Source organism: Terriglobales bacterium (assembly GCA_035457425.1).
Classification (GTDB): Bacteria; Acidobacteriota; Terriglobia; order Terriglobales; family Acidobacteriaceae; genus JACPNR01.
The window spans coordinates 13217-33897 of record DATIBR010000192.1 but is presented as its reverse complement, the minus strand read 5'-3'; the positions used below and the strand labels follow the sequence as shown (position 1 = coordinate 33897).

At 66.5% G+C, this 20681-nt stretch carries 15 protein-coding genes; 14 read left to right on the top strand and 1 reads right to left on the bottom strand.

The features are described from left to right. Window positions 1-190: 190 nt before the first annotated feature. From rplM to VLA96_15095, 9 genes are all read left to right on the top strand, one after another. A complete protein-coding gene (gene rplM / locus VLA96_15135) occupies window positions 191-664 on the top strand; it encodes a 50S ribosomal protein L13 (protein ID HSE50540.1) in 474 nt (157 codons plus the stop codon). An 84-nt stretch (window positions 665-748) separates the two neighbouring features. Then, window positions 749-1144, top strand: a complete 396-nt coding sequence (gene rpsI / locus VLA96_15130) for a 30S ribosomal protein S9 (protein ID HSE50539.1) — start codon at window positions 749-751, stop codon at window positions 1142-1144. A gap of 198 nt (window positions 1145-1342) precedes the next feature. Beyond that, window positions 1343-2200 carry a 30S ribosomal protein S2 gene (gene rpsB / locus VLA96_15125; protein ID HSE50538.1) on the top strand — a complete coding sequence of 286 codons (858 nt, stop codon included), beginning with the start codon at window positions 1343-1345 and terminating at the stop codon, window positions 2198-2200. A gap of 202 nt (window positions 2201-2402) precedes the next feature. Further along, window positions 2403-3065 (top strand): translation elongation factor Ts, encoded by a 663-nt coding sequence (gene tsf, locus VLA96_15120; GenBank protein ID HSE50537.1) that lies wholly within the window; start codon window positions 2403-2405, stop codon window positions 3063-3065. A gap of 225 nt (window positions 3066-3290) precedes the next feature. Further along, on the top strand, window positions 3291-3884 hold the full coding sequence (locus VLA96_15115) for a cytochrome P460 family protein (protein ID HSE50536.1): 594 nt from the start codon (window positions 3291-3293) through the stop codon (window positions 3882-3884). Window positions 3885-3951: 67 nt separating this feature from the next. Beyond that, entirely contained in the window at window positions 3952-4665 is a 714-nt protein-coding gene (gene pyrH, locus VLA96_15110) for a UMP kinase (protein ID HSE50535.1), read from the top strand. A 123-nt stretch (window positions 4666-4788) separates the two neighbouring features. Further along, window positions 4789-7446, top strand: coding sequence for an ATP-binding protein (locus VLA96_15105; GenBank protein HSE50534.1), 2658 nt, complete (start codon window positions 4789-4791; stop codon window positions 7444-7446). A gap of 106 nt (window positions 7447-7552) precedes the next feature. Beyond that, the gene (gene frr / locus VLA96_15100) at window positions 7553-8131 is read left to right on the top strand and encodes a ribosome recycling factor (protein ID HSE50533.1); all 579 of its coding nucleotides are present in this window, start codon (window positions 7553-7555) and stop codon (window positions 8129-8131) included. Window positions 8132-8251: 120 nt separating this feature from the next. Beyond that, window positions 8252-10372 carry a molybdopterin-dependent oxidoreductase gene (locus VLA96_15095; protein HSE50532.1) on the top strand — a complete coding sequence of 707 codons (2121 nt, stop codon included), beginning with the start codon at window positions 8252-8254 and terminating at the stop codon, window positions 10370-10372. 223 nt (window positions 10373-10595) lie between these two features. On the opposite strand, the gene VLA96_15090 is transcribed toward VLA96_15095, so the two are convergent. After that, window positions 10596-10784 carry a hypothetical protein gene (locus VLA96_15090; GenBank protein HSE50531.1) on the bottom strand — a complete coding sequence of 63 codons (189 nt, stop codon included), beginning with the start codon at window positions 10782-10784 and terminating at the stop codon, window positions 10596-10598. 417 nt (window positions 10785-11201) lie between these two features. On the opposite strand from VLA96_15090, the gene bamA reads away from it, so the two are divergent. From bamA to VLA96_15065, 5 genes are all read left to right on the top strand, one after another. Further along, the gene (bamA, locus tag VLA96_15085; GenBank protein HSE50530.1) at window positions 11202-13952 is read left to right on the top strand and encodes an outer membrane protein assembly factor BamA; all 2751 of its coding nucleotides are present in this window, start codon (window positions 11202-11204) and stop codon (window positions 13950-13952) included. A 71-nt stretch (window positions 13953-14023) separates the two neighbouring features. Next, on the top strand, window positions 14024-14416 hold the full coding sequence (locus tag VLA96_15080) for a hypothetical protein (protein ID HSE50529.1): 393 nt from the start codon (window positions 14024-14026) through the stop codon (window positions 14414-14416). 64 nt (window positions 14417-14480) lie between these two features. Then, window positions 14481-15815 (top strand): TolC family protein, encoded by a 1335-nt coding sequence (locus tag VLA96_15075; protein ID HSE50528.1) that lies wholly within the window; start codon window positions 14481-14483, stop codon window positions 15813-15815. Next, window positions 15812-17350, top strand: coding sequence for an efflux RND transporter periplasmic adaptor subunit (locus VLA96_15070; GenBank protein ID HSE50527.1), 1539 nt, complete (start codon window positions 15812-15814; stop codon window positions 17348-17350). The genes VLA96_15075 and VLA96_15070 overlap by 4 nt, the downstream gene beginning before the upstream one ends. Window positions 17351-17360: 10 nt before the next feature. After that, window positions 17361-20513 carry a CusA/CzcA family heavy metal efflux RND transporter gene (locus VLA96_15065; protein ID HSE50526.1) on the top strand — a complete coding sequence of 1051 codons (3153 nt, stop codon included), beginning with the start codon at window positions 17361-17363 and terminating at the stop codon, window positions 20511-20513. Window positions 20514-20681: the final 168 nt, after the last annotated feature.

The window sequence follows — 20681 nt, the reverse complement described above, 5'->3', positions numbered from 1 at the left end:
TCCTCGGCGCCCTCCGCGCCTCGGCGTTGGACTTGAGGCTCCCCGCGTTGACAGTCCGCGGGCTGTTCCGTATCATAAAGTCTTTGCTGTTCTGCAGTTGCCCGTCCAGAGGCGCTCTTTCACGCAATTCTGCGTGAGCCGGAAAGTCCTCAGCGGTCTTCTTGCGTTTTAATTCTTTGGGAGACTTTGCATGTCTACGTATTTCCCCAAGGGGGAGATTGCGCGCAGTTGGTATGTCGTCGACGCCGAGGGCCAGACCCTCGGGCGCCTGGCCGCGCGCGTGGCCCGCATCCTGAGCGGTAAGGACAACCCCAGGTACACGCCCTTCCTCGACACCGGCTCGCACGTCGTCATCATCAACGCGGAGAAGATCCGCGTCACCGGCCTGAAGTCGGAGCAGAAGCGCTATCACCGCTACACCGGCTTCCCCGGCGGCCTGCGCACCGAGGAGTTCAAGAAGCGCTTCGAGCGTTCGCCCGAGCGGCTGATCGAAGACACCATCACCGGCATGCTGCCGCACACCAAGCTGGGCCGGCAGATGGCGACCAAGCTCAAGGTCTACCGCGGCGACAAGCATCCGCACGAAGCGCAGCAGCCGCAAGCCATCACCGTCACTCGCAAGAGCGACGCCCGCGCCGAAGCGAAGCTCGCCAAGCGCGCATAGGTTTCCGCAGCTCGCGAGAGCTGCGATCTTTTTTGAGAAAGGTTTTCAGGGCTAAAGGCCAAGCGCCAAAAGCCAAGAGCGAATATGGCAGAACAGGTTCAGTACTACGGCACCGGCCGGCGCAAGAGCTCGACCGCGCGCGTGTTCCTCCGCCCCGGCTCGGGCAAGTTCACGGTGAACGACCGCGAGTTCGAGCAGTATTTCGTGACCGAAGCGCAGCGCGTGGCGGCCAAGCAGTCGCTGGTGGCCAGCGACACCGCCGCGACCTTCGACGTGGTCGCCCGGGTCGCCGGCGGCGGCGTGAACGGCCAGGCCGACGCGGTCCGCATGGGCGTGGCCCGCGCGCTGCTCGAGTTCAACGCCGAGCTGCGCAAGACGCTGAAGTCGCAGGGCATGTTGCGCCGCGACCCGCGCCAGAAAGAGCGCAAGAAGTACGGCCAGAAGGGCGCGCGCAAGCGCTTCCAGTTCTCGAAGCGATAGTTTCGAGTTTCCGGTTTCGGGTTTCGAGTAGCCGAGGCCGGAGAGAGAGTTTGGTTCGGGGTCTCGAAACTTGAGACCCGAGACCTGAAACAGCAGTCAATTTCCCGTCCTCGCCGCATGGTGAGGCGGGGCAACAGACGGGAGTAATCGGGAAGGCGCAGCTGGACCGACCCGATGCGATTCCAACGAGGAGGAAGTTTGGCGACCATCACCATGAAGGAGCTGCTCGAAGCGGGCGTCCACTTCGGGCACCAGACCAAGCGCTGGAATCCCAAGATGAAGGAATTCATCTTCGGCGAGCGCAACGGGATCTACATCATCGACCTGCAGAAGACGCTGAAGATGTTCAAGGACGCGTCGAAGTTCGTCACCGACTCGGCCGCCGAGGGCAAGACCATCCTGTTCGTCGGCACCAAGCGGCAGGCGCAGGACGCCATCGCGGAAGAGGCGCAGCGCTGCGGCATGTTCTACGTGAACAACCGCTGGCTGGGCGGCCTGCTCACCAACTGGGTGACGGTGCAGAAGTCGGTGAAGCGGCTGAAGGAGCTCGACGAGATGGCCGTGGACGGCCGCTACGAGCTGCTGCCGAAGAAGGAAGTCATCAAGCTGGAGCGCGAGCGCAAGCACCTGCAGGCGAACCTGGCGGGCATCAAGAACATGAACACCCTGCCCGACCTGGTCTTCGTGATCGACTCCAACAAGGAGCAGATCGCGGTGCGCGAGGCGCGCAAGCTCGGCATCCCGGTCGTCGCCGTGGTCGACACCAACTGCGACCCCAGCGAAGTCGATTACGTCATCCCCGGCAACGACGACGCGCTGCGCGCCATCCGGCTGTTCGCCTCCAAGATCGCGGACTCGGTGGTCGAAGGCTCGAACGCCGCCACCGACAAGCAGGGCTTCACGCCGCAGGGCGGCGCGACCGAGGGCGAAGGCGAAGGCGTCACCGGCGATGCGATGGCCGCGGGCGTGGGCGAAGGCGGCGAGGAAGGCGCACCGCGCAAGGCTCCGGCCGCCGCGGGCGCCGAGAACGAAGAAGCGCACGTCGAGACGCTCTAGGGCCGTGCGGCGGCGGGCGACTCGCCCGCCAAGAGTCGTTTCGAGTTTTGCGGAATCTAATGTTGGATGACCCGCGCGCTCGTCCGGCGCGGGTTCTATGTGTCAGTGGTCGGTGGTCAGTGGTCGGAAAGCTGGTTTTGTCACCGACCACCGTCCACCGACCACCGGCCGATCATCCGGACCCAAGGAAAGAAGTGAATCCATGAGCACGACTATGGCCAACATCTCTGCCGCACAAGTGAAGGAGCTGCGCGAGAAGACCGGCGCTCCCATGATGGACTGCAAGCAGGCCCTCACCGAGTCGAAGGGCGACCTCGAGCAGGCCGTCGTCCTGCTGCGCAAGAAGGGCATCGCGACCGCGGCCAAGAAGGCCACGCGCGTGACGAGCGAGGGCACCGTCGGCCACTACATCCACGCCGGCGGCAAGATCGGCGTGCTGGTCGAGGTCAACTGCGAGTCGGACTTCGTCGCCCGCACCGACGACTTCCAGGCGCTGGTGAAGGACATCGCCATGCACATCGCCGCCGCGGACCCGAAGTACATCCGCAAGGAAGACGTCACGGCCGCCGACTTCGAGCGCGAGAAGGACATCTACAAGGACCAGGCGCTGAAGACCGGCAAGCCCGCCAACGTGGTCGACAAGATCGTCGAGGGCAAGATGGGCAAGTTCTACGAGGAGGTCTGCCTCTACGAGCAGCCCTTCATCAAGGAGCAGACCATCTCCGTCGGGCAGCTCATCGCGTCGAAGGTCGGCAAGCTGGGCGAGAACATCTCGGTCAAGCGCTTCGCCCGCTTCAAGGTGGGCGACGCGGGCGAGACCGTCGCCATCTCCAAGCCGGAGCAGCACGAGAAGGTTGAGGCGTAATGCGGGCGTGAGCACGACCCCGAGCCTCAGGGCGAGGGGGAGTGCGGGAGCCCGCAGCCGAAATCCTGAGCGAAGTCCGCCGCAGGCGGACGTAGTCGAAGGACCTCTATCACCAACAAGGCCCCCGAGGGCCGGAGCCACGTGCTCCGGCCTTTTCTTTTGTGACTTCCTCTCTGCCTCCGCGTCCAATGGGCTACCATCCCGGAACTTCTTCAGGAGAAGCCTATGAAGCGCATCTTCGGCCTGGTGGTAGTCGCCCTTGCCGCCGCTGCCCTGCTCTCGCCCGCGCCGCGCGCGAAGGAAAGTTCCAACGCGCCGCAGTACACCCAGGACGGCAAGCTCCTGATGCCCGCCAACTATCGCGACTGGAACTACCTCTCCTCCGGCCTGGGCATGACGTACGCCAAGAGCGGCCCCGACAACCATCCGATGTTCACCAACGTGTACGTGAACCCGGAGAGCTACCACGCGTTCCTGAAGACCGGGCAGTGGCCCGACAAGACCACACTGGTGCTCGAGGTGTACACCTCGGCGACCGAGGGGTCGATCAACCAGGGCGGGCAGTACCAGCTCGAGCCGGCCGGCGGCATCGAGGCGCACGTGAAGGACACCTCGCGCCCCGGCCACCCGTGGAAGTTCTACGGCTTCGACGAGAAGGGCGCGCCCGCCGACGCGCGCGGCGAAGGCAATCCCTGCACCAAGTGCCACAGCAAGAACGGCGCGGTGGAAGACACCTTCGTGCAGTTCTATCCCACGCTGCTCAAGGTGGCGCGCGCCAAGGGCACGCTCCGCCCGGAGAACGACATCACGAAGAAGTAAGAGGAGCCCAGGTAGGGGCCGGCGACTCGCCGGCCCTTTCTTCCGCTCGCTGTATACTGATTTCCGCATGCCCCTCGCTTTCCACCGCGTGTTGCTCAAACTCTCCGGCGAAGCGCTCTCCGCCGGGTCCGGCTTCGGCGTCGACGTGACGCGCGTGCACGAGATCGCGGGCGAGCTGGCCGAGGCGCAGGCCTTGGGCGCGCAGATCGCCATCGTCGTCGGCGGCGGCAACTTCTTCCGCGGCGTCGCCGAGCAGGCGCGCGACATGGACCGCGTCTCCGCCGACCACATGGGCATGCTCGCCACCGTCATCAACGCGCTCGCGCTGCAGGACGCGCTCGAGAAACGCGGCGTGATGACGCGCGTGATGAGCGCCATCGAGATGAACCAGGTGGCCGAGCCGTTCATCCGCCGCCGCGCCCTGCGCCACCTCGAGAAGGGCCGCATCGTCATCTTCGCCGCCGGCACCGGCAACCCCTACTTCTCCACCGACAGCGCCGCTTCCCTGCGCGCCATGGAGATCAAGGCCGACGTCGTGATGAAGGCCACCAAGGTGGACGGCATCTACGACGCCGACCCCGTCATCGTCAAGGACGCCAAGATGTTCGACCAGATCACCTACCTCGACATCCTGAAGAAGGGCCTCAAGGTGATGGACGCCACCGCCATCGCGCTCTGCCGCGAGAACAACCTGCCCATCGTCATCTTCAACCTGAACAAGCGCGGGAACATCAAGCGCGTCCTCTCCGGCGAAAAAGTCGGCAGCCTGGTCTCGGCCTAGAGAGATCCGATCGCCCGTTGTGCTCGCAGAATCGCTTGCGCCTCCGGCGCGGTTGCGCTATAACTCGCGCCCTACCGCGCCTCACCCCCTGACGCGGCGTTCGTTCCCCCGGCCTAGGTTCCCATGGCTCGGAAAGCCAACGAACGCGTTCCGCTCGACCGGAAGCGTCCCGCCAGCGCTCCCGCCAGCGCAGCCGCGCCCGCCCGGGCCCGCGCGCCGCAGTCTCGCCCCGATTCCGAAAGGCTGCAGTCCGCGCTCTACCGCATCGCCGAGAAGGCCAACTCGGCCGAGGACCTGCAGGACCTCTTCGCCTTCATCCACCAGGTGCTGGGCGAGCTGATGTACGCGAAGAACTGCTTCATCGCGCTCGCCGACCCGGTCGAAGGCATGGTGCACTTCCCCTACTGGGTCGACGAGAAAGATCCCGCGCCCAATCCCACCGGACACCGCTCGCGCAAGTACGGCCGCGGCCTCACCGAGTACGTCTTGCGGACCTGCCGCCCACTGCTGCTCGACGCCTCTGCCCTGCAAAAACTCATCGACGGCAACGAGATCGACCTCATCGGCTCGTTCTCCAACGACTGGATCGGTGTCCCGCTGAAGAAGGGAGATTCCGCCTTCGGCGTGCTCGTGCTCCAGAGCTACGACGCCGCCCACCACTACGCCGAGCAGGAAAAGGACATCCTCACCTTCGTCTCGCACGAGATCGCCAGCGCCATCGACTACCGCCGCAAGCGCGACGCGCTCGAGGAGAGCGAGAAGAAGTTCCGCGCGCTCTATCGCATCACCGAGACCGCCTCCACCGCCGAGGATCTGGACCAGATGTACGCCTCGCTCCACAAGATCATCGGCGAGCTCATGTACGCGGCGAACTTCTACATCGCCCTCTACGATCCGGTCGCCGAGTGGATCACCTTCCCGTATTACATCGACGTGGCCGAGGAGCCGCCGCCCGCGCGCAAGCCCTCGAACGGCCTCACCGAGTACGTCATCCGCACCGGCCAGCCCTTCCTCTCGCGCCTCGAGAACCTCGAGGAACTGGTGCAGGAGGGCGCCGTCAAGCGCATCGGCGCCATGTCCTTCGACTGGATGGGCGTCCCCCTCAAGAAGGGCGACGAGACCTTCGGCGTCCTCGCCGTCCAGACGTACGACGAAAAGATCCGCTACGGCGACAAGGAGAAGGAGTTGCTCACCTTCGTCTCGCAGCACGTCGCCAACGCGATCCTCCGCCGCCGCGACCAGGAAGCCGTCAAGCGCTCCGAGGAGCGCTACCGCACGCTGGTCGAGAGCGCGGTCTACGGCATCTACCGCTCCGCGCTCGATGACCGCTTCCTCGACGTCAACCCGGCGCTCGTCGAGATGCTCGGCTACTCCTCCGCCGACGAGGTGCTCGCGCTCGACGTCGCCCGCGACGTCTATCTCGACGCCGCCGAGCGCGCCCTGCTGGTCGCCAAGTACCACGACACCCGGCGCGTCGACAGCGTCGAAGTCCAGTGGAAGCGCAAGGATGGCTCGCCCATCACCGTCCGCCTCAGCGGGCGCGCCGTCCTCAACGCCCGCGGCGAGACCGAAGGCTTCGAGATGATCGCCGAGGACGTGACCGAGCGCCGCGTCTTCGAGGAGCAGCTGCGCCAGTCGCAGAAGATGGAAGCCATCGGGCGGCTGGCCGGCGGCGTCGCCCACGACTTCAACAACCTGCTCACCGTCATCAAGGGCTACGCCGAGCTGCTGCTCGACGGCTACGGCGGCGCCGACCCGCGCCGCGGCGAGCTCGACGAGATCCGCAAGGCCGCCGACCGCGCCGGCGCCCTCACCCGCCAGCTGCTCGCCTTCAGCCGCCAGCAGGTCCTCGCGCCCAAGACGCTCAACCTCAACCAGGTCGTCCGCAGCATGGAAGCCCTCTTGCGGCGGCTGCTGGGTGAGAGCATCGAGCTCTCCATCACCCTCGGCCACGACGCCGGCCAGCTGCGCGCCGACCCCGGCCAGCTCGAGCAGGTGCTCATGAACCTCGCCATCAACGCGCGCGACGCCATGCCCCGCGGCGGCAAGCTCACCATCTCCACCGCCAACGTCGAGATCGACGAGCTCTACGCCCGCGAGCACCCCAGCATCGCCCCCGGCCGCTACGTGCAGCTCGCCGTCTCCGATACCGGCGTCGGCATGGACGACGAGACCAGGAACCGCATCTTCGAGCCCTTCTTCACCACCAAGGAGATGGGCAAGGGCACCGGCCTCGGCCTCTCCACCGTCTACGGCATCGTCAAGCAGTCTGGCGGCGACATCTGGGTCTCCAGCGAGATCGGCGCCGGCACCACCTTCACGGTGTGCCTCCCACGCGTGGACGCGCCACCCGAGGTCACCCCCGGCCAGGGCACGCCGGTCGCGCACCGCGCTCCCCACACCGCCACCGTGCTGCTGGTCGAGGACGAAGCCGGCGTCCGCGCCCTGGTGCGCAAGTTCCTCGAGCGCTCCGGCTACTTCGTGCTGGAAGCCAGCAACCCCCACGACGCGCTCGCCACCGCGCAGCGCCACCCGGGCGCCATCGACCTGCTGCTCACCGACGTGGTGCTGCCGCGCATGAGCGGCAGCGAGCTCTCCCAACGCCTGCAGGAGCTGCGTCCCGGCACCCGCGTCCTGTTCATGTCCGGCTACACCGACGACGCCATCGTCCACCACGGCGTGCTCTCCGCCGGCGCCACCTTCGTGCAGAAGCCCTTCACCGCCGACGCCCTCACGCACAAGCTGCGCGAGATCCTGGAAGCGGACCCGGAGCTGCGGTAAGCAACAAGCGACAAGCAATCAGCGAGGACCGGTCACGCCGGCGTATCGCTTATTGCTTATTGCTTCTTCTATAATCGCCGGTTTCGCAGGCAAGGAGAGTCCCCACATGGCCATGGCCAACATTCCGGCGCTGAAAGACGACTTTGGCAAACTGAAGGCGCGCATGGACAAAGCGGTCGCCGACTTCCAGGCGCACATGGCGGGCGTCCGCACCGGCCGCGCCAACGTCCACATGCTCGACGCCATCCGGGTCGATTACTACGGCAGCGAGATGCCGCTCAACCAGATCGCGCAGGTGCACGCCGCCGACGCCCAGATGCTCACCATCCAGCCCTTCGACCCGTCGTCGGCCCAGGCCATCGAAAAAGCTATCCGCACCAGCGACCTGGGCTTCAACCCGCAGAACGATGGCAAGATGATCCGCGTGCCCGTCCCGCCGCTCACCGAGGAGCGCCGCAAGGAGATGGTGAAGCACCTGCACAAGGTGCTCGAAGACCACCGCACCGCCGTCCGCAACATCCGCCGCGACGGCAACGACGCCATCAAGAAGGCGCTCAAGGACAAGAAGATCACCGAGGACGACGAGCGCCGCGCCCACGACGAGCTCCAGAAGCTCACCGACGCCGAGATCAAGAAGATGGAAGAGATGTCGGCGGGGAAAGAGAAAGAAGTGATGCAGGTCTGAAAGGAAGCCTTCAGACTTCCGACGTCAGACTTCAGCCGGGCGTGCCAGCGCACGCCCTTTGTTTTTGGCTGACGACTGACGACTGAAGACTGAAGTCTGAAGACTTATACTGCTCTCACCATGCCGTCGACCAAGGTCGTCCACGCCGCCTGCCCGCACGATTGCCCCGACGCCTGCGGCGTCCTCATCACCGTCGACCAGCTCAGCGGCAAGGCGACGAAGATCCAGGGCGACCCGGCGCATCCGGTGACGCGCGGATTCCTCTGCGCCAAGGTCGCCAAGTACCTCGACCGCGTCTACTCGCCCGACCGCGTCCTTTATCCCATGCGCCGCGTCGCGCCCAAAGGCAGCGGCGGTCCCGGCGCGTTCGCGCGCATCCCGTGGGACGAAGCGCTGCGCGAGGTCGCCGCGAAGCTCCAGCAGGTCGCGCGCGACTTCGGCCCGGAGGCCATCCTGCCTTATTCCTACGGCGGGACGCTGGGCGCGCTCGGCAACGCCTCCATGGACCGCCGCTTCTTCCACCGGCTGGGCGCCTCGCAGCTCGACCGCACCATCTGCGCCACCGCCGGCGGCGACGCCATCGTCTCCCTGCTCGGCAAGAAGCTCGGCACCGAGCCCGAGCAGTTCGCGCACTCAAAGCTCATCCTGGCGTGGGGCGCCAACATCCACGGCACCAGCGTGCACCTGTGGCCGTTCATCGAAGACGCGCGCCGCCAGGGCGCCAAGCTGGTGGTCATCGATCCCTACCAGACGCGCACCGCGAAGTGCGCCGACTGGTACATCCCCATCCACCCCGGCACCGACGTCGCGCTGGCGCTGGGGATGCTGCACGTCATCATCACGGAAGACCTCTACGACAAGGATTACGTCGCGCGCGCGACCGTCGGCTTCGAGCAGCTGCGCGAGCGCGTGCGCGAGTACCCGCCGGAAAAAGTGGCGCAGTGGACCGGCGTGCCGGCCGAAGACATCCGCAAGCTGGCGCGCGACTACGCCGGCGCGCGCCCCGCCGCCATCCGCGTGAACTACGGCGTGCAGCGCGCGGAGAACGGCGGCGCCGCCATGCGCGCCATCGCCATGCTCCCGGTGGTCACCGGCTCGTTCCAGCACGCCGGCGGCGGCATCTGCCTCTCGACCTCGGGCGCCTACGGCCTCGACGAAGCCGCGCTCACGCGCCCCGACCTGATGCAGGCCGCGCTCGGCCGCCCCGCCCGCGTGCTCAACATGAGCGAGCTCGGCCGCGTCCTGCTCGACCTGAACGATCCGCCGGTGCAGGCGCTGTTCGTCTACAACTCCAACCCCGCCGCCATCGCCCCCGACCACAACCGCGTCATCCGCGGCCTGCGGCGCCCGGACCTCTTCACCGTGGTGCACGAGCAGTTCTTCACCGACACCACCGACTACGCCGACGTCGTCCTGCCCGCCACCACCTTCTTCGAGCACAAGGACATCCAGACCTCCTACGGGCACTACTACCTCGGCATGTCGAACCAGGCCATCGCGCCGCTGGGCGAGGCGCGCAGCAACGTGGAGCTGTTCCGCGCGCTCGCCAAGGCCATGGGCTTCCCCGAGCCCTGCTTCGACGAGACGGTGGACGCGATGCTCGACGCCGCCCTGGCCGGCGGCTCCCCCACGCTCCAGGGCATCACGCGCGAGCGCCTCGAAGCCGAAGGCCACATCCGCCTTCACCTCAACGGCTCTTCACGGCCGACGGCCGCCGACCGAGGGCCGACGGCCTTCTTCCTCCCTTTCGCCGCCGGCCAGTTCCCTACGCCGTCTGGCAAGGCCGAGCTTTACAGCGCCGCGCTCGCCGCGCAGGGCATCGACCCCATCGCGTCGTTCGTGCCGCCGCGCGAGTCGCGCCACACCGAGGCGGCGAAGAAGTATCCGCTCGAGCTGCTCGGCCGCAAGGCCGACAACTACCTGAACTCCACTTTCTCGAACCTGCCTTCGGTGCAGGAGATGGAAGAAGACGGCCTGCTCGAGATCCACAGCGCCGACGCGGCCGCGCGCGGCATCGCGGAGGGCGCGGCGGTGCGCGTCTTCAACGACCGCGGCGCCATCACGCTGAAGGCGCGCGTGAACGGCTCGGTGCCGCGCGGCGTCGTCGCCGCCCGCCTGAAGTGGGCCAAGCTCTCGCCCGAGAAGCAGAACATCAACGTCCTGACCTCGGAGCGGCTCACCGACATCGGCCGCGGCGCGACGTTCTACTCCTGCCTGGTCGAGGTCGCGCCCGCGAAATAACACAGGAGGGCGCAGAGGACGCGGAGGAGTTCTTTTTCTTCCTGTCTCCTCTCCCTTTTCCTCTTCTTGCGTGAGCTACATTGCCCGCACTCCCGGAAAGAAAAGAAACGGGTTTCCTCCGCGTCCCCTGCGTCCTCCTGTGTTCCCTTGACTTTGATCTTGCAAGAATAAAGCCCGGCGCTTGCGCACCGGGCTTCCCTATTCTTCGACGTTCAGCAGCGCGTTAGGCGGACTTCCGCTCGCCGCCCTGGCCCTGGTTCTGACCCTGGTTCTGGCCACGGTTGCGATCTTCCGTCCCCTGTCCCTGGTCACCCTGGGTGGGCTTCTTCTCGTTGGGGTTCGGCATGTTGCCGCCCTGCTTCTCGCGGTTTTCCATGCCTTCGCCCTGCTGATTACGATTACGATCGTCCATCTGAGTGTTCTCCTATTGGGACTTGGGAGATGAGATTCGCACCCACTGTTCGGTGCTGCCCCATTCCAGCAGCAGCCCTCGATTTTCGCGGCGGCTTCGCCCGTCGGCCGTTGCGCCGCCGATGTCGCCACCGCGGCCCGCGCGTCGTCTAATCGGGCGTGCGATCCGCGCGCCATCGCGGCATCCCGGGCCCCGGTTCTCAGGTATTCGCTTGTCTATGCACATGCAGCCTCTTTCCGTATAATGACCAATTCCTAGTCTCCCAGTAGAGGTCGTCCTATTTCCGCCTTTTTTTCGGGATTGTCTTGTCTCGCACGTCGCGCACGTTCGGCGGCGGCGGGCCGCTTTCTCTTCGCGACCCTCCTGCTGGTACTTTTCTCCGGTCTTTTCAGCGGATTGGCCCAGGCCCAGGAGGTCGTGAAGAGCGTCGAGATCCACGGCCAGCGCCGCATCCCGGCCGAGAGCATCCGCGCGCGCATCTTCACCCGCGCCGGCGACGTCTACGACCCGGCCGGCGTCGAGCGCGACTTCAATTCCCTGTGGAACACCGGCTACTTCGAGGACCTGCGCATCGAGCGCGAGGACGTGGCCGGCGGCGTGGTCATCCACATCTACGTGAAGGAGCGGCCGACCATCCGCCGCATCGAGTACAAGGGCCTTAACTCGGTCTCGCAGTCCGACGTGCTCGACCGCTTCAAGGAGCGCAAGGTCGGCCTCACGGTCGAGAGCCAGTACGACCCCACCCGCATCAAGCGCGCCGAGACCGTCCTGAAAGAGCTGCTGGGCGAGCACGGCCGCCAGTTCGCCAAGGTCACCCCGGAGATCCATCCCATCCCGCCCGGCGCCGTCGCCGTGCTCTTCAACGTGGTGGAAGGCCCCAAGGTCAAGGTCGGCAAGATCCGCTTCGAGGGCAACAAGCACATCTCCGGCCGCAAGCTGCGGCGCGCCATGGTCAACCTGCGGCCCATCGGCATCCCGCACTCCATCTTCCTCGAGAACCTCTGGGCCAAGACCTACGACGCCTCCAAGCTCACCGAAGACACCGAGCGCGTGCGCGACGCCTACCAGCAGAGGGGCTACTTCAAGGCCCTGGTCAACGACCCCAAGACCAAGGTGCGCGACACCGGCGGCATCAACTTCCCGTTCTTCTGGAAGTCGAAGAAGGGCAAGGCGATCGACATCACCCTGCCCATCGAGGAAGGCGAGCGCTACCGGCTGGGGTCCATCACCTTCAAGAACAACAAGGCCATCGCCGACCAGAGGGCGCTGCGCGGCCTCTTCCCCATCAAGGACGGCGACATCTTCGACATCTCCGCCATCCGCAAGGGCCTGCAGAACCTGACCAAGGCGTACGGCGAGTACGGCTACATCAACTTCACCTCCATCCCCGACACCAAGATCGACGACGACAAGAAGGTCATCTCGCTCGAGATCGACGTGGACGAGGGCAAGCAGTTCTACGTCCGGCGCATCGAGTTCGAGGGCAACACGACCACGCGCGACAAGGTCATCCGCCGCGAGCTCGCGGTGGAGGAAGGCGGCCTCTACAACTCCCGCCTCTGGGACATGAGCATCCTCCGCCTGAACCAGCTCAACTACTTCGAGCAGCTCAAGCCCGAGCAGGACACCGTCATCCGCCGCAACGAGGGCGAGGGCACCGTCGACCTCACCCTCAAGCTCAAGGAAAAGGGTAAGAACCAGATCGGCTTGAACGGCGGCGTCAGCGGCCTCTCCGGCTCCTTCGTCGGCCTCAGCTACCAGACCAACAACTTCCTCGGCCTGGGCGAGACGCTCACCATCCAGGCGAACGTGGGCTCGCGCGAGAAGAACCTGCTGTTCGGCTTCACCGAGCCGTACATGTTCGACCGCCCCCTCCAGACCGGCTTCACCATCTACCACCGCTCTTACGACTACGACCAGGCGCGCATCGCCGCCGAGCTCAGCGGCCAGCAGCTCAACCTGCCCCAGTCCTTCCTCAACACGCTGCAGAACTACCGCCAGTCCTCCACCGGCATCTCGCTCTACGCCAGCTATCCGCTGCGCCACTCCTTCAAGCGCGTCGGCCTCACCTACGCGCTCGACCGGACGTCCATCGATACCTTCAGCGACGCCTCGCGCTTCGCCTTCGAGAACATCGACTTCCGCAGCATCTCCGGTCCCAACGCGCTGCGCGGCATCGTCACCAGCAAGCTGCTGCCCAGCTTCAGCTTCTCGACCATCAACAACAACTTCCGCCCCACCGGCGGCAACAGCCTCTACCTCGGCGGCGAGATCGCCGGACTCGGCGGCAACGTCCGCTCGCTCCGTCCCATCGTCGAGTACAAGATCTGGTTCCCGATGAAGGGACTGCGCTTCACCCATGATCCCGGCAACGCGCCCCAGATCCTCGGCGTGCGCCTGCAGGCTTCCTACCTGACGGGCTGGGGCGGCATCGTCGCGCCTCCCTTCGAGCGCGCCTACATGGGCGGCGACACCGACCTGCGCGGCTTCGACATCCGCACCATCTCGCCCGCCATCTACCTGGTGCAGAAGGTCAACTTCCCGCTCCAGAACCCCGACGGCTCCTTCGTCCCCATCGACCCCAGCAACCTGCGTCGCGGCGTCGTCACCGTGCCGGTGCCGATGCGCCGCCTCATCTTCCCCGGCGGCGACACCAGCATCGTCTCCAACGTCGAGTACCGCATCCCCATCGCCGGCCCGGTCACCTTCGCCCTGTTCAACGACTTCGGCATGGACTTCGTGGCGCGCCCGTCGCAGCTCAAGCTCTCGCCCGCCTCGCTCGACGCCCTCAACAGCAGCACCTTCGGCTGCCCGGCCATCAACCCGGACTTCAGCTGCGCGGGCTTCGCGCTGCCGCCTTTCGACCAGCAGATCGATCCCATCTCCGCCACCAACTACGTGCCGCGCATGTCCACCGGCGCCGAGATCCAGATCCTCATGCCGGTCATCAACGCGCCCCTGCGCGTCTACTACGCTTTCAACCCGCTGACGCTCGACACCTTCATCAACGGCAATACCCAGATCACACGCGACATGTTCCCGCCCGGCGGCGCCGGCGATTTCAGCTTCCAGCAGGCGGTCCGCAATGAATCCCTCGCCGGCGGCGGCCGCGCCCGCCTCCACGAGCCCCGCTCCACCTTCCGCTTCTCCGTCTCCACCACCTTCTAGGCGGAACTCTCTTGGCACTCCCGGTGTGACCTGCGTCACATCCAGCATCCGCGGCATCCCATAGTCTGGTGATGGCGATGACCCGTCGCACCACAGTCCGCAGCCGTGCCCTTTCCGCGCTCGTCGCGCTCGGCACGATCGCATTCCTGTTTGCGACCCCGCTGATGGCGTGCGCCATGGAAACGGCCGCGCTCGCGGTGAGCGAAGCCGAGTGCTGCCGCCAGATGCACGGTGACTGCCACGACCAGGTCGGGCCGGCGTCACACCAGTGCTGCCGCACCGTGGCGGGCGTGCCTGACGCCTTCGCGCCCCACAAGACCTCGTCCATCGATTTCGACCAGGTTGCGGTGCTGCCTGCTCCCATCGCCGTCCACACGGAAAGGCCGGCGGAGGCAAGCTCGCTGACCAGCGACCGCTCGCCACCCACTTCTCCGCCGCGTTGTAGCTCCGTCCTTCGTATCTAGCCCTTCGTGTCTCTCGCGGACGCCGTAGCGTGTCCGCCCCACTCGATCCTCGTGGAGGGAAGACATGAAAGGCCTTGCTGTACTCGTACTCTCGCTGCTCGCTGTCTGGCCCGCGATGGGCCAGCAGGAGCCGCCCGCACTTTTGGACGCGATGCTCGCGCAGCATCACGTCGAGACCAGCGCGCCGACTTATACGCTCGACGACCTCGAGGCAGCCGCGCTGACCGGCAATCCTGGACTGAAGGCGGCCGCTGCCCGCATAGCGGTCGTCGAGGCCCGCGCGCCGCAAGCCGGCGCTCTGGAAGATCCCATGCTCCAGGTCCGCACCTGGGGCGTTCCGCTGCGCCGCCCCTGGGACCTCGACCGGTCGCAGAACATGGTGATGCTCTCGCAGGCCCTACCCGGGCCGGGCAAGCGCGGGCTGGCCGACAAAGTCGCGCGGCAGGACGTCGCCATCTCGCGCAGCGAACTGGAGGCGATGCGCCGCGACGTCCTGCTGCAGGTGCGCCAGGCGTATTACGACCTCCTGCGCAATCGCGACGAGCTGCTGCTGCACGACCGCCAGGTGGCGCTGGCGCGCCAGGCCTTCGAGGCCGCGCGCATCAAGTACAGCGTCGGCAAGGTCCCGCAGCAGGACACGCTCAAGGCGCAGATCGTGCTCACGCGCCTGGTCGAGCACCTCGTCATGCTCGACGAGCAAGGCGCCATGGCGCGCGCTCGGCTCAACACGTTGCTCGGCCGCGGTCCGGGCGAACCGCTCCGCGTGGTCGGCGCCTACACCTCGCCCGACCAGCTGCCCGCCCTCAGTGAGTTGGAGCGCGCCGCGATCGCCAATCGCCCGGAGCTGGCCGGCCTTCGCCGATCCGTTCAGCAGGGCGAAGACAAGCTGGCTCTGGCCCGCAAGACCTACCTGCCCGACTTCCAGGTCGGCGCCGGATACATGCTCGGTCCCACCGGGATGGAGTTCCGCAACGGCTACATGGCGGAGTTCTCCATGACGCTGCCGTGGTTCAACAAGCGCCGGCACGATTCGGAGATCGCGGAAGCCAGCGCGGAGATCAGCCTGCGCAACGCGGAACTGGAGAGCAAGCGCAACGCCGTCCGGCAGGAACTGCAGGAGGCGCTCATCCGCGTGCAATCGGCCAAGCGCCTCGTCGACCTTTACCGCAACACGCTGGCACCGCAGGTCGACAGCGCGCTGCGCTCCGCCTCCGCCGCCTACCAGACCGACCGGACGGATTTCCTGAACCTGATCGACAGCCAGAACATGGCGCTCGACGTCCGCACCGCCTATTACCGCTCGCTCGCGGACCTCGATACGCGATTGAGCGAGCTGGAGCGCGCCACCGGCACGCCCATCCGCCGCGCGATTTCGCCGCGGCAGGGAGAAGCTCCATGACACGCAAAGAGATCACTTTGACCGTCGCCGGCGTCGCGCTCGGACTCGCCCTCGCCGCCGGATACTTGGCATGGCGAGATCAGTCCAAGTCTGCAACGGCGGCTCCCATGGTCGCACCGGCCGCGGCTCCGCCGGACCACTCGGCGCACCGCCCGGGCGCGGCAGGCGCGGAAGCCGCTTCCGTGATGCTGAGCGACGCCGAGCAGAAGTCCATCGGCGTCCAGCTCACAGCCATCACGCGCCGCGACATCGCGAGCGACCTGCTCTTGCCCGGCCGCGTGGACGAAGCCGAGACGCAGCTCTCGACCATCAGCGCGCGCGTCGCCGGCCGCATCGACAGGCTCTTCCTCGATTTCACCGGGCAGCCGGTTCGTCGCGGGCAGGCGGTGGCCTCGATCTACAGCCCCGACCTGCTCACCGCCGCGCAGGAATACCGGCTGGCGCTCGAGAGTCAGGAACGTCTTGCCAACGCCACCGCGGAAGCGCGCGAGCAGGCGAACGACCTCGTCGCCGCCAGCCGGCGCAAGCTGGAGCTTTGGGGCCTGAGCGCCAGCCAGATCGACGAACTCGCCGCGGGCAGGTCCGCTGTCAATGTCACGACCTATTCCCCGGCCTCCGGCGTCGTCAAGGAGCGCAAAGTCACCGCTGGGCAATATGTCTCCGAGGGCGAGGCGCTCTTCACCATCGCGGACCTCAGCCGCGTGTGGGTCCTGGCCGACGTTTACCAGGACGAGCTCTCGCGCCTGCGCACCGGCGCTGCCGCAGAGATCACCACCGACGCTCTCCCCGGCACGAAGTTGCGCGGGCGCGTCAGCTTTCTCGATCCCAATGTCAGCCCCGAAACGCGCACCACCGCCGCGCGCATCGAGGTCGCGAACCCTGAGCTTCGCCTCCGCCCGGGCATGTTCGTGCGCGTGCGGCTCGACGTGGGGAAGCGCGCGCCCACGCTCGCCGTTCCGCGCACGGCGGTGCTCGACACAGGGGCCGATCAGCTGGTCTACGTCGCCCGCGGGAACGGCGAGTTCGAGCAGCGCCCGGTGCGGTTGGGCGAAGCCACCGACGGCTACTACCCCGTGCTCTCCGGCCTGAAGGAGGGCGAGAGCGTCGTCACGCGCGGCGCGTTCATGATCGATTCGCAGACGCGGATCACCGGCGGGATGTCCGGCATGTTCGGCGGGGCGAAGGAGTACTCGAGTCAGCCATCGCCTCCATCCCAAACCCGCGGCGCGACCCTGCGCCTGATGTTCGACCCCGCGGAGCCCAAGGGCGGGCAGCCGGTGAACATCAAGGCCCACCTCACCGACGACGCCGGCAAGAACGTGGCAGGCGCGGAGGTCGCCGTCACCTTCTTCATGCCCGCGATGCCCTCGATGGGCATGGGGGAGATGAAGGCCGAGGCGGCTCTCGCGTGGGACGGCTCCGCCTACGCCGGGCAGCTCAACGTGCCGATGTCAGGCGCGTGGACCGTGACCGCGGTCGCGCGCAAGGACGGCGCCCTCATCGCGCAACAGCGAACGCGCGTGACGGCGAAGTGAGGAGACAGCCATGATCAATAAGCTGATCGAATTCTCGCTCCGCAACCGTCCCATCATCCTCGTCGCCTACATCGCGCTCGCGCTCTGGGGCTACTGGGCGATGCTGCACACGCCCATCGACGCCATCCCCGACCTGAGCGAGAACCAGGTCATCGTCTTCACCGACTGGCCCGGTCGCGGTCCCCAGGAGGTCGAGGACCAGATCACCTATCCGCTCACCGTCAACTTGCAGGGCTTGCCGGGCGTACGCGCGGTGCGCTCCTCGTCGGCCTTCGGCTTCTCGATGATCAACGTCGTCTTCAACGACGACGTCGACGTCTACTTCGCCCGCACCCGCGTCCTGGAACGCCTGAACCTGTCGTCCAGCTTCCTCCCGCAGGGGGTGATGCCGACACTCGGGCCCGACGCCACCGGCGTCGGCCAGGTCTTCTGGTACACCGTCGAAGGCCCGTACGACCAGGCACAACTGCACTCACTCCAGCATTGGTACATCCGCTACGTCCTCAACTCGGTGCCAGGGGTGGCCGAAGTCGCCTCCGTGGGCGGCCACCTGAGCGAATACCAGGTCGATGTCGACCCGCTCAAGCTCCGCTCTTACAACCTTCCGCTCAAGACGGTCTACGAGGCGGTGGAACGTTCGAACACCAACGTCGGCGCCAAGGTCGTCGAAGCCAACGACCGCGAGTTCGTCGTTCGCGGCCTTGGCCTGATCCGTTCCACCCGGGATGTGGAAGACATCGTCCTTTCGAGCCGCAACGGGACACCCGTCTATTTGCGGAACGTTGCCACCGTCACCCTGGGTCCGCAGTTCCGCCGCGGCCTGCTCGACGACGCCGGCAAGCAGGTGGTGGGCGGGGTCGTCATCATCCGCTACGGCGCCAACGCGCGCGAGGTCATTGATGGCGTCAAGCAGCGACTCGACGAGCTCAAGCCCGGCCTGCCCCCCGGCGTCACCATCCGCTCCTTCTACGACCGCAGCGAGCTGATCGACCGCTCCGTCGACACCCTCAAGCACGCCCTCATCGAAGAGATCCTGCTCGTCACCCTCGCGCACATCATCTTCCTCTGGCACTTCCGCAGCATCCTCGTGGTCACGCTCCCGCTGCCCCTCGCCGTCGGGAGTTCGTTCCTGATGATGTACTACGCCGGCATCACCTCGAACATCATGTCGCTCGGCGGCATCGCCATCGCCATCGGCGTGCTCGTCGATGCCGGCATCGTCATGACCGAGAACGTCATTCGCCAGGCCGAGAGGTACGCCGAAGGCCACGGCGACTATGTGCCCTACATCCGCGAGATCACCCTGCGCGCCGCCAAGATCGTCGGCCGTCCCATCTTCTTCGCCATGACCATCATCATCCTGGCCTTCATCCCGGTGTTTGCCCTCACCGGCATGGAAGGCAAGATGTTCCACCCGCTCGCCTTCACCAAGACGTTCGCGATGGTCGCCTCCACCATCATTGCGGTCACACTCGTGCCCGTGCTCTGCACCTTCCTCATCCGGGGCAAGCTGCACCGGGAAGACCGGAACCCGGTGATGCACGGCCTGCAAGCCATCTACCGGCCCGCGCTCCTGTGGGCGTTGCGGAACCGGACGTTCACGTTGCTGCTCGCGGCTGTGCTGTTCGTCAGCGCCCTGTTGACCGCCACCACCATCGGCTCGGAGTTCATGCCCCCGCTGGACGAGGGCTCCGCGATGTTCATGCCCATCACCGATCCCAGCATCTCGCTCACCAAGGCGGGCGAGATCCTGGCCGAGCAGGACCGCATCATCGCCGCCGATCCGGCCGTCGACCGCGTCGTCGGCAAGGTCGGCCGGGCAGAGACGGCCACCGACCCCGCGCCCGTCAACATGGCCGAGACCGTCGTCATCTTCAAGCCCAAGGAACAATGGCCGGCGGGCACCACCAAGGACCAGATCATCCAGCGGCTCGATGAAAAGCTGCGCCTGCCCGGCGTCACCAACATCTGGACCCAGCCCATCCGCAACCGCATCGACATGCTCTCCACCGGCATCCGCACGCAGGTCGGCGTCAAGGTCTTCGGGCCCGACTTGACGAACATCGAGGACCTCTCGCTGCGGGTCCAGGAAGCGCTCCGCACCGTGCCCGGCGCGGTCGATCTCTACGCCGAACGCATCACCGGCGCCCCGTACCTCGAGATCGAGATCGACCGCCAGGCTGCCGCGCGCTACGGCATCGGCGTCGGCGAGGTGCAGGATGCCATCGAGACCGGCATCGGCGGCAAGGAGGCCGGCATCGTCATCCAGGGTCGCGAGCGCTTGCCCATTCGCGTGCGGTACGCCCGTGCCTTCCGCGAAGACATCGACCAACTCCGCCACGTCGTCGTCAACGCCCCCAACGGCGCGCAGATCCCCCTCGACCAGCTCACCACCATCCGTACCGTCCTCGGTCCGGCGATGATCTCCAGCGAGAATGGCCAGCTGCGCGGCACCGTCATGCTCAACGTCCGCGGGCGCGACCCGGGCCGCTTCGTCGATGAGGCGAAAGCCGTCGTCGCGCAGCGCGTCGCGCTCCCCACCGGCTACCACATCGAGTGGAGCGGCCAATACGAGAACCAGATCCGCGCCAAGAAGCGCCTCCAGATCGTCATTCCCATCGTGGTCGTCATCATCTTCCTGCTGCTCTACTGGACCTACCACTCCGCCCAGGAGGCCGCGCACGTGCTCCTTGCGGTTCCTTTCGCGCTCACCGGCGGGGTCTTTCTGCTCAAACTGCTCGGCTACAACTTCTCCGTCGCGGTCTGGGTGGGGTTCATCGCGCTGTTCGGGACCGCCGTCCAGACCGGCGTCGTGATGGTCATATACCTCGAGGAAGCGGTCGCTCGGCGCCTCGCCGCCGACGGTGTGCTGACGCCCCAAGGCTTGCACCAGGCCGTGATCGAGGGCGCATTGCTGCGGCTGCGGCCCAAGGTCATGACCGTAGCCACGGTCGTCGCCGGCCTGCTGCCCATCATGTGGTCCACCCGCACCGGGGCCGAGGTCATGAAGCCCATCGCGACCCCGGTCTTGGGTGGCATGGTGAGCTCGCTGCTGCATGTGCTCATCGTGACGCCCGTGATCTTCACCTGGCTGCGTGAGCGCGAACTCCGTAAGTCGCTGATCCCCGATAACGACCGGGCGGAGGAGGACGCCAGCGTCTGACCACCGAGCATGGGTGAGCGGTTTGCCACGCCTGCCCAACCCGCCTATAATGGCTGCTACTCGCAGCCCTGAGATTTTTCAGTGAGAAGCCTCCGTTCCTGCCTGTCCCCCGTCCAATGGATGAGCGCGCAGGCCGCCGTCTGAAGGGTTTCTGAGGGATCCTGGAGT

What these genes read in the sequence shown, in the direction of transcription:
- rplM (HSE50540.1), top strand. Translation starts at nt 191, where the DNA reads ATGTCTACGTATTTCCCCAAGGGGGAGATTGCGCGCAGTTGGTATGTC.
- rpsI (HSE50539.1), top strand. Translation starts at nt 749, where the DNA reads ATGGCAGAACAGGTTCAGTACTACGGCACCGGCCGGCGCAAGAGCTCG.
- tsf (HSE50537.1), top strand. Translation starts at nt 2,403, where the DNA reads ATGAGCACGACTATGGCCAACATCTCTGCCGCACAAGTGAAGGAGCTG.
- VLA96_15115 (HSE50536.1), top strand. Translation starts at nt 3,291, where the DNA reads ATGAAGCGCATCTTCGGCCTGGTGGTAGTCGCCCTTGCCGCCGCTGCC.
- pyrH (HSE50535.1), top strand. Translation starts at nt 3,952, where the DNA reads ATGCCCCTCGCTTTCCACCGCGTGTTGCTCAAACTCTCCGGCGAAGCG.
- VLA96_15105 (HSE50534.1), top strand. Translation starts at nt 4,789, where the DNA reads ATGGCTCGGAAAGCCAACGAACGCGTTCCGCTCGACCGGAAGCGTCCC.
- frr (HSE50533.1), top strand. Translation starts at nt 7,553, where the DNA reads ATGGCCATGGCCAACATTCCGGCGCTGAAAGACGACTTTGGCAAACTG.
- VLA96_15095 (HSE50532.1), top strand. Translation starts at nt 8,252, where the DNA reads ATGCCGTCGACCAAGGTCGTCCACGCCGCCTGCCCGCACGATTGCCCC.
- VLA96_15090 (HSE50531.1), bottom strand. Translation starts at nt 10,784, where the DNA reads ATGGACGATCGTAATCGTAATCAGCAGGGCGAAGGCATGGAAAACCGC.
- VLA96_15080 (HSE50529.1), top strand. Translation starts at nt 14,024, where the DNA reads ATGGCGATGACCCGTCGCACCACAGTCCGCAGCCGTGCCCTTTCCGCG.
- VLA96_15075 (HSE50528.1), top strand. Translation starts at nt 14,481, where the DNA reads ATGAAAGGCCTTGCTGTACTCGTACTCTCGCTGCTCGCTGTCTGGCCC.
- VLA96_15070 (HSE50527.1), top strand. Translation starts at nt 15,812, where the DNA reads ATGACACGCAAAGAGATCACTTTGACCGTCGCCGGCGTCGCGCTCGGA.
- VLA96_15065 (HSE50526.1), top strand. Translation starts at nt 17,361, where the DNA reads ATGATCAATAAGCTGATCGAATTCTCGCTCCGCAACCGTCCCATCATC.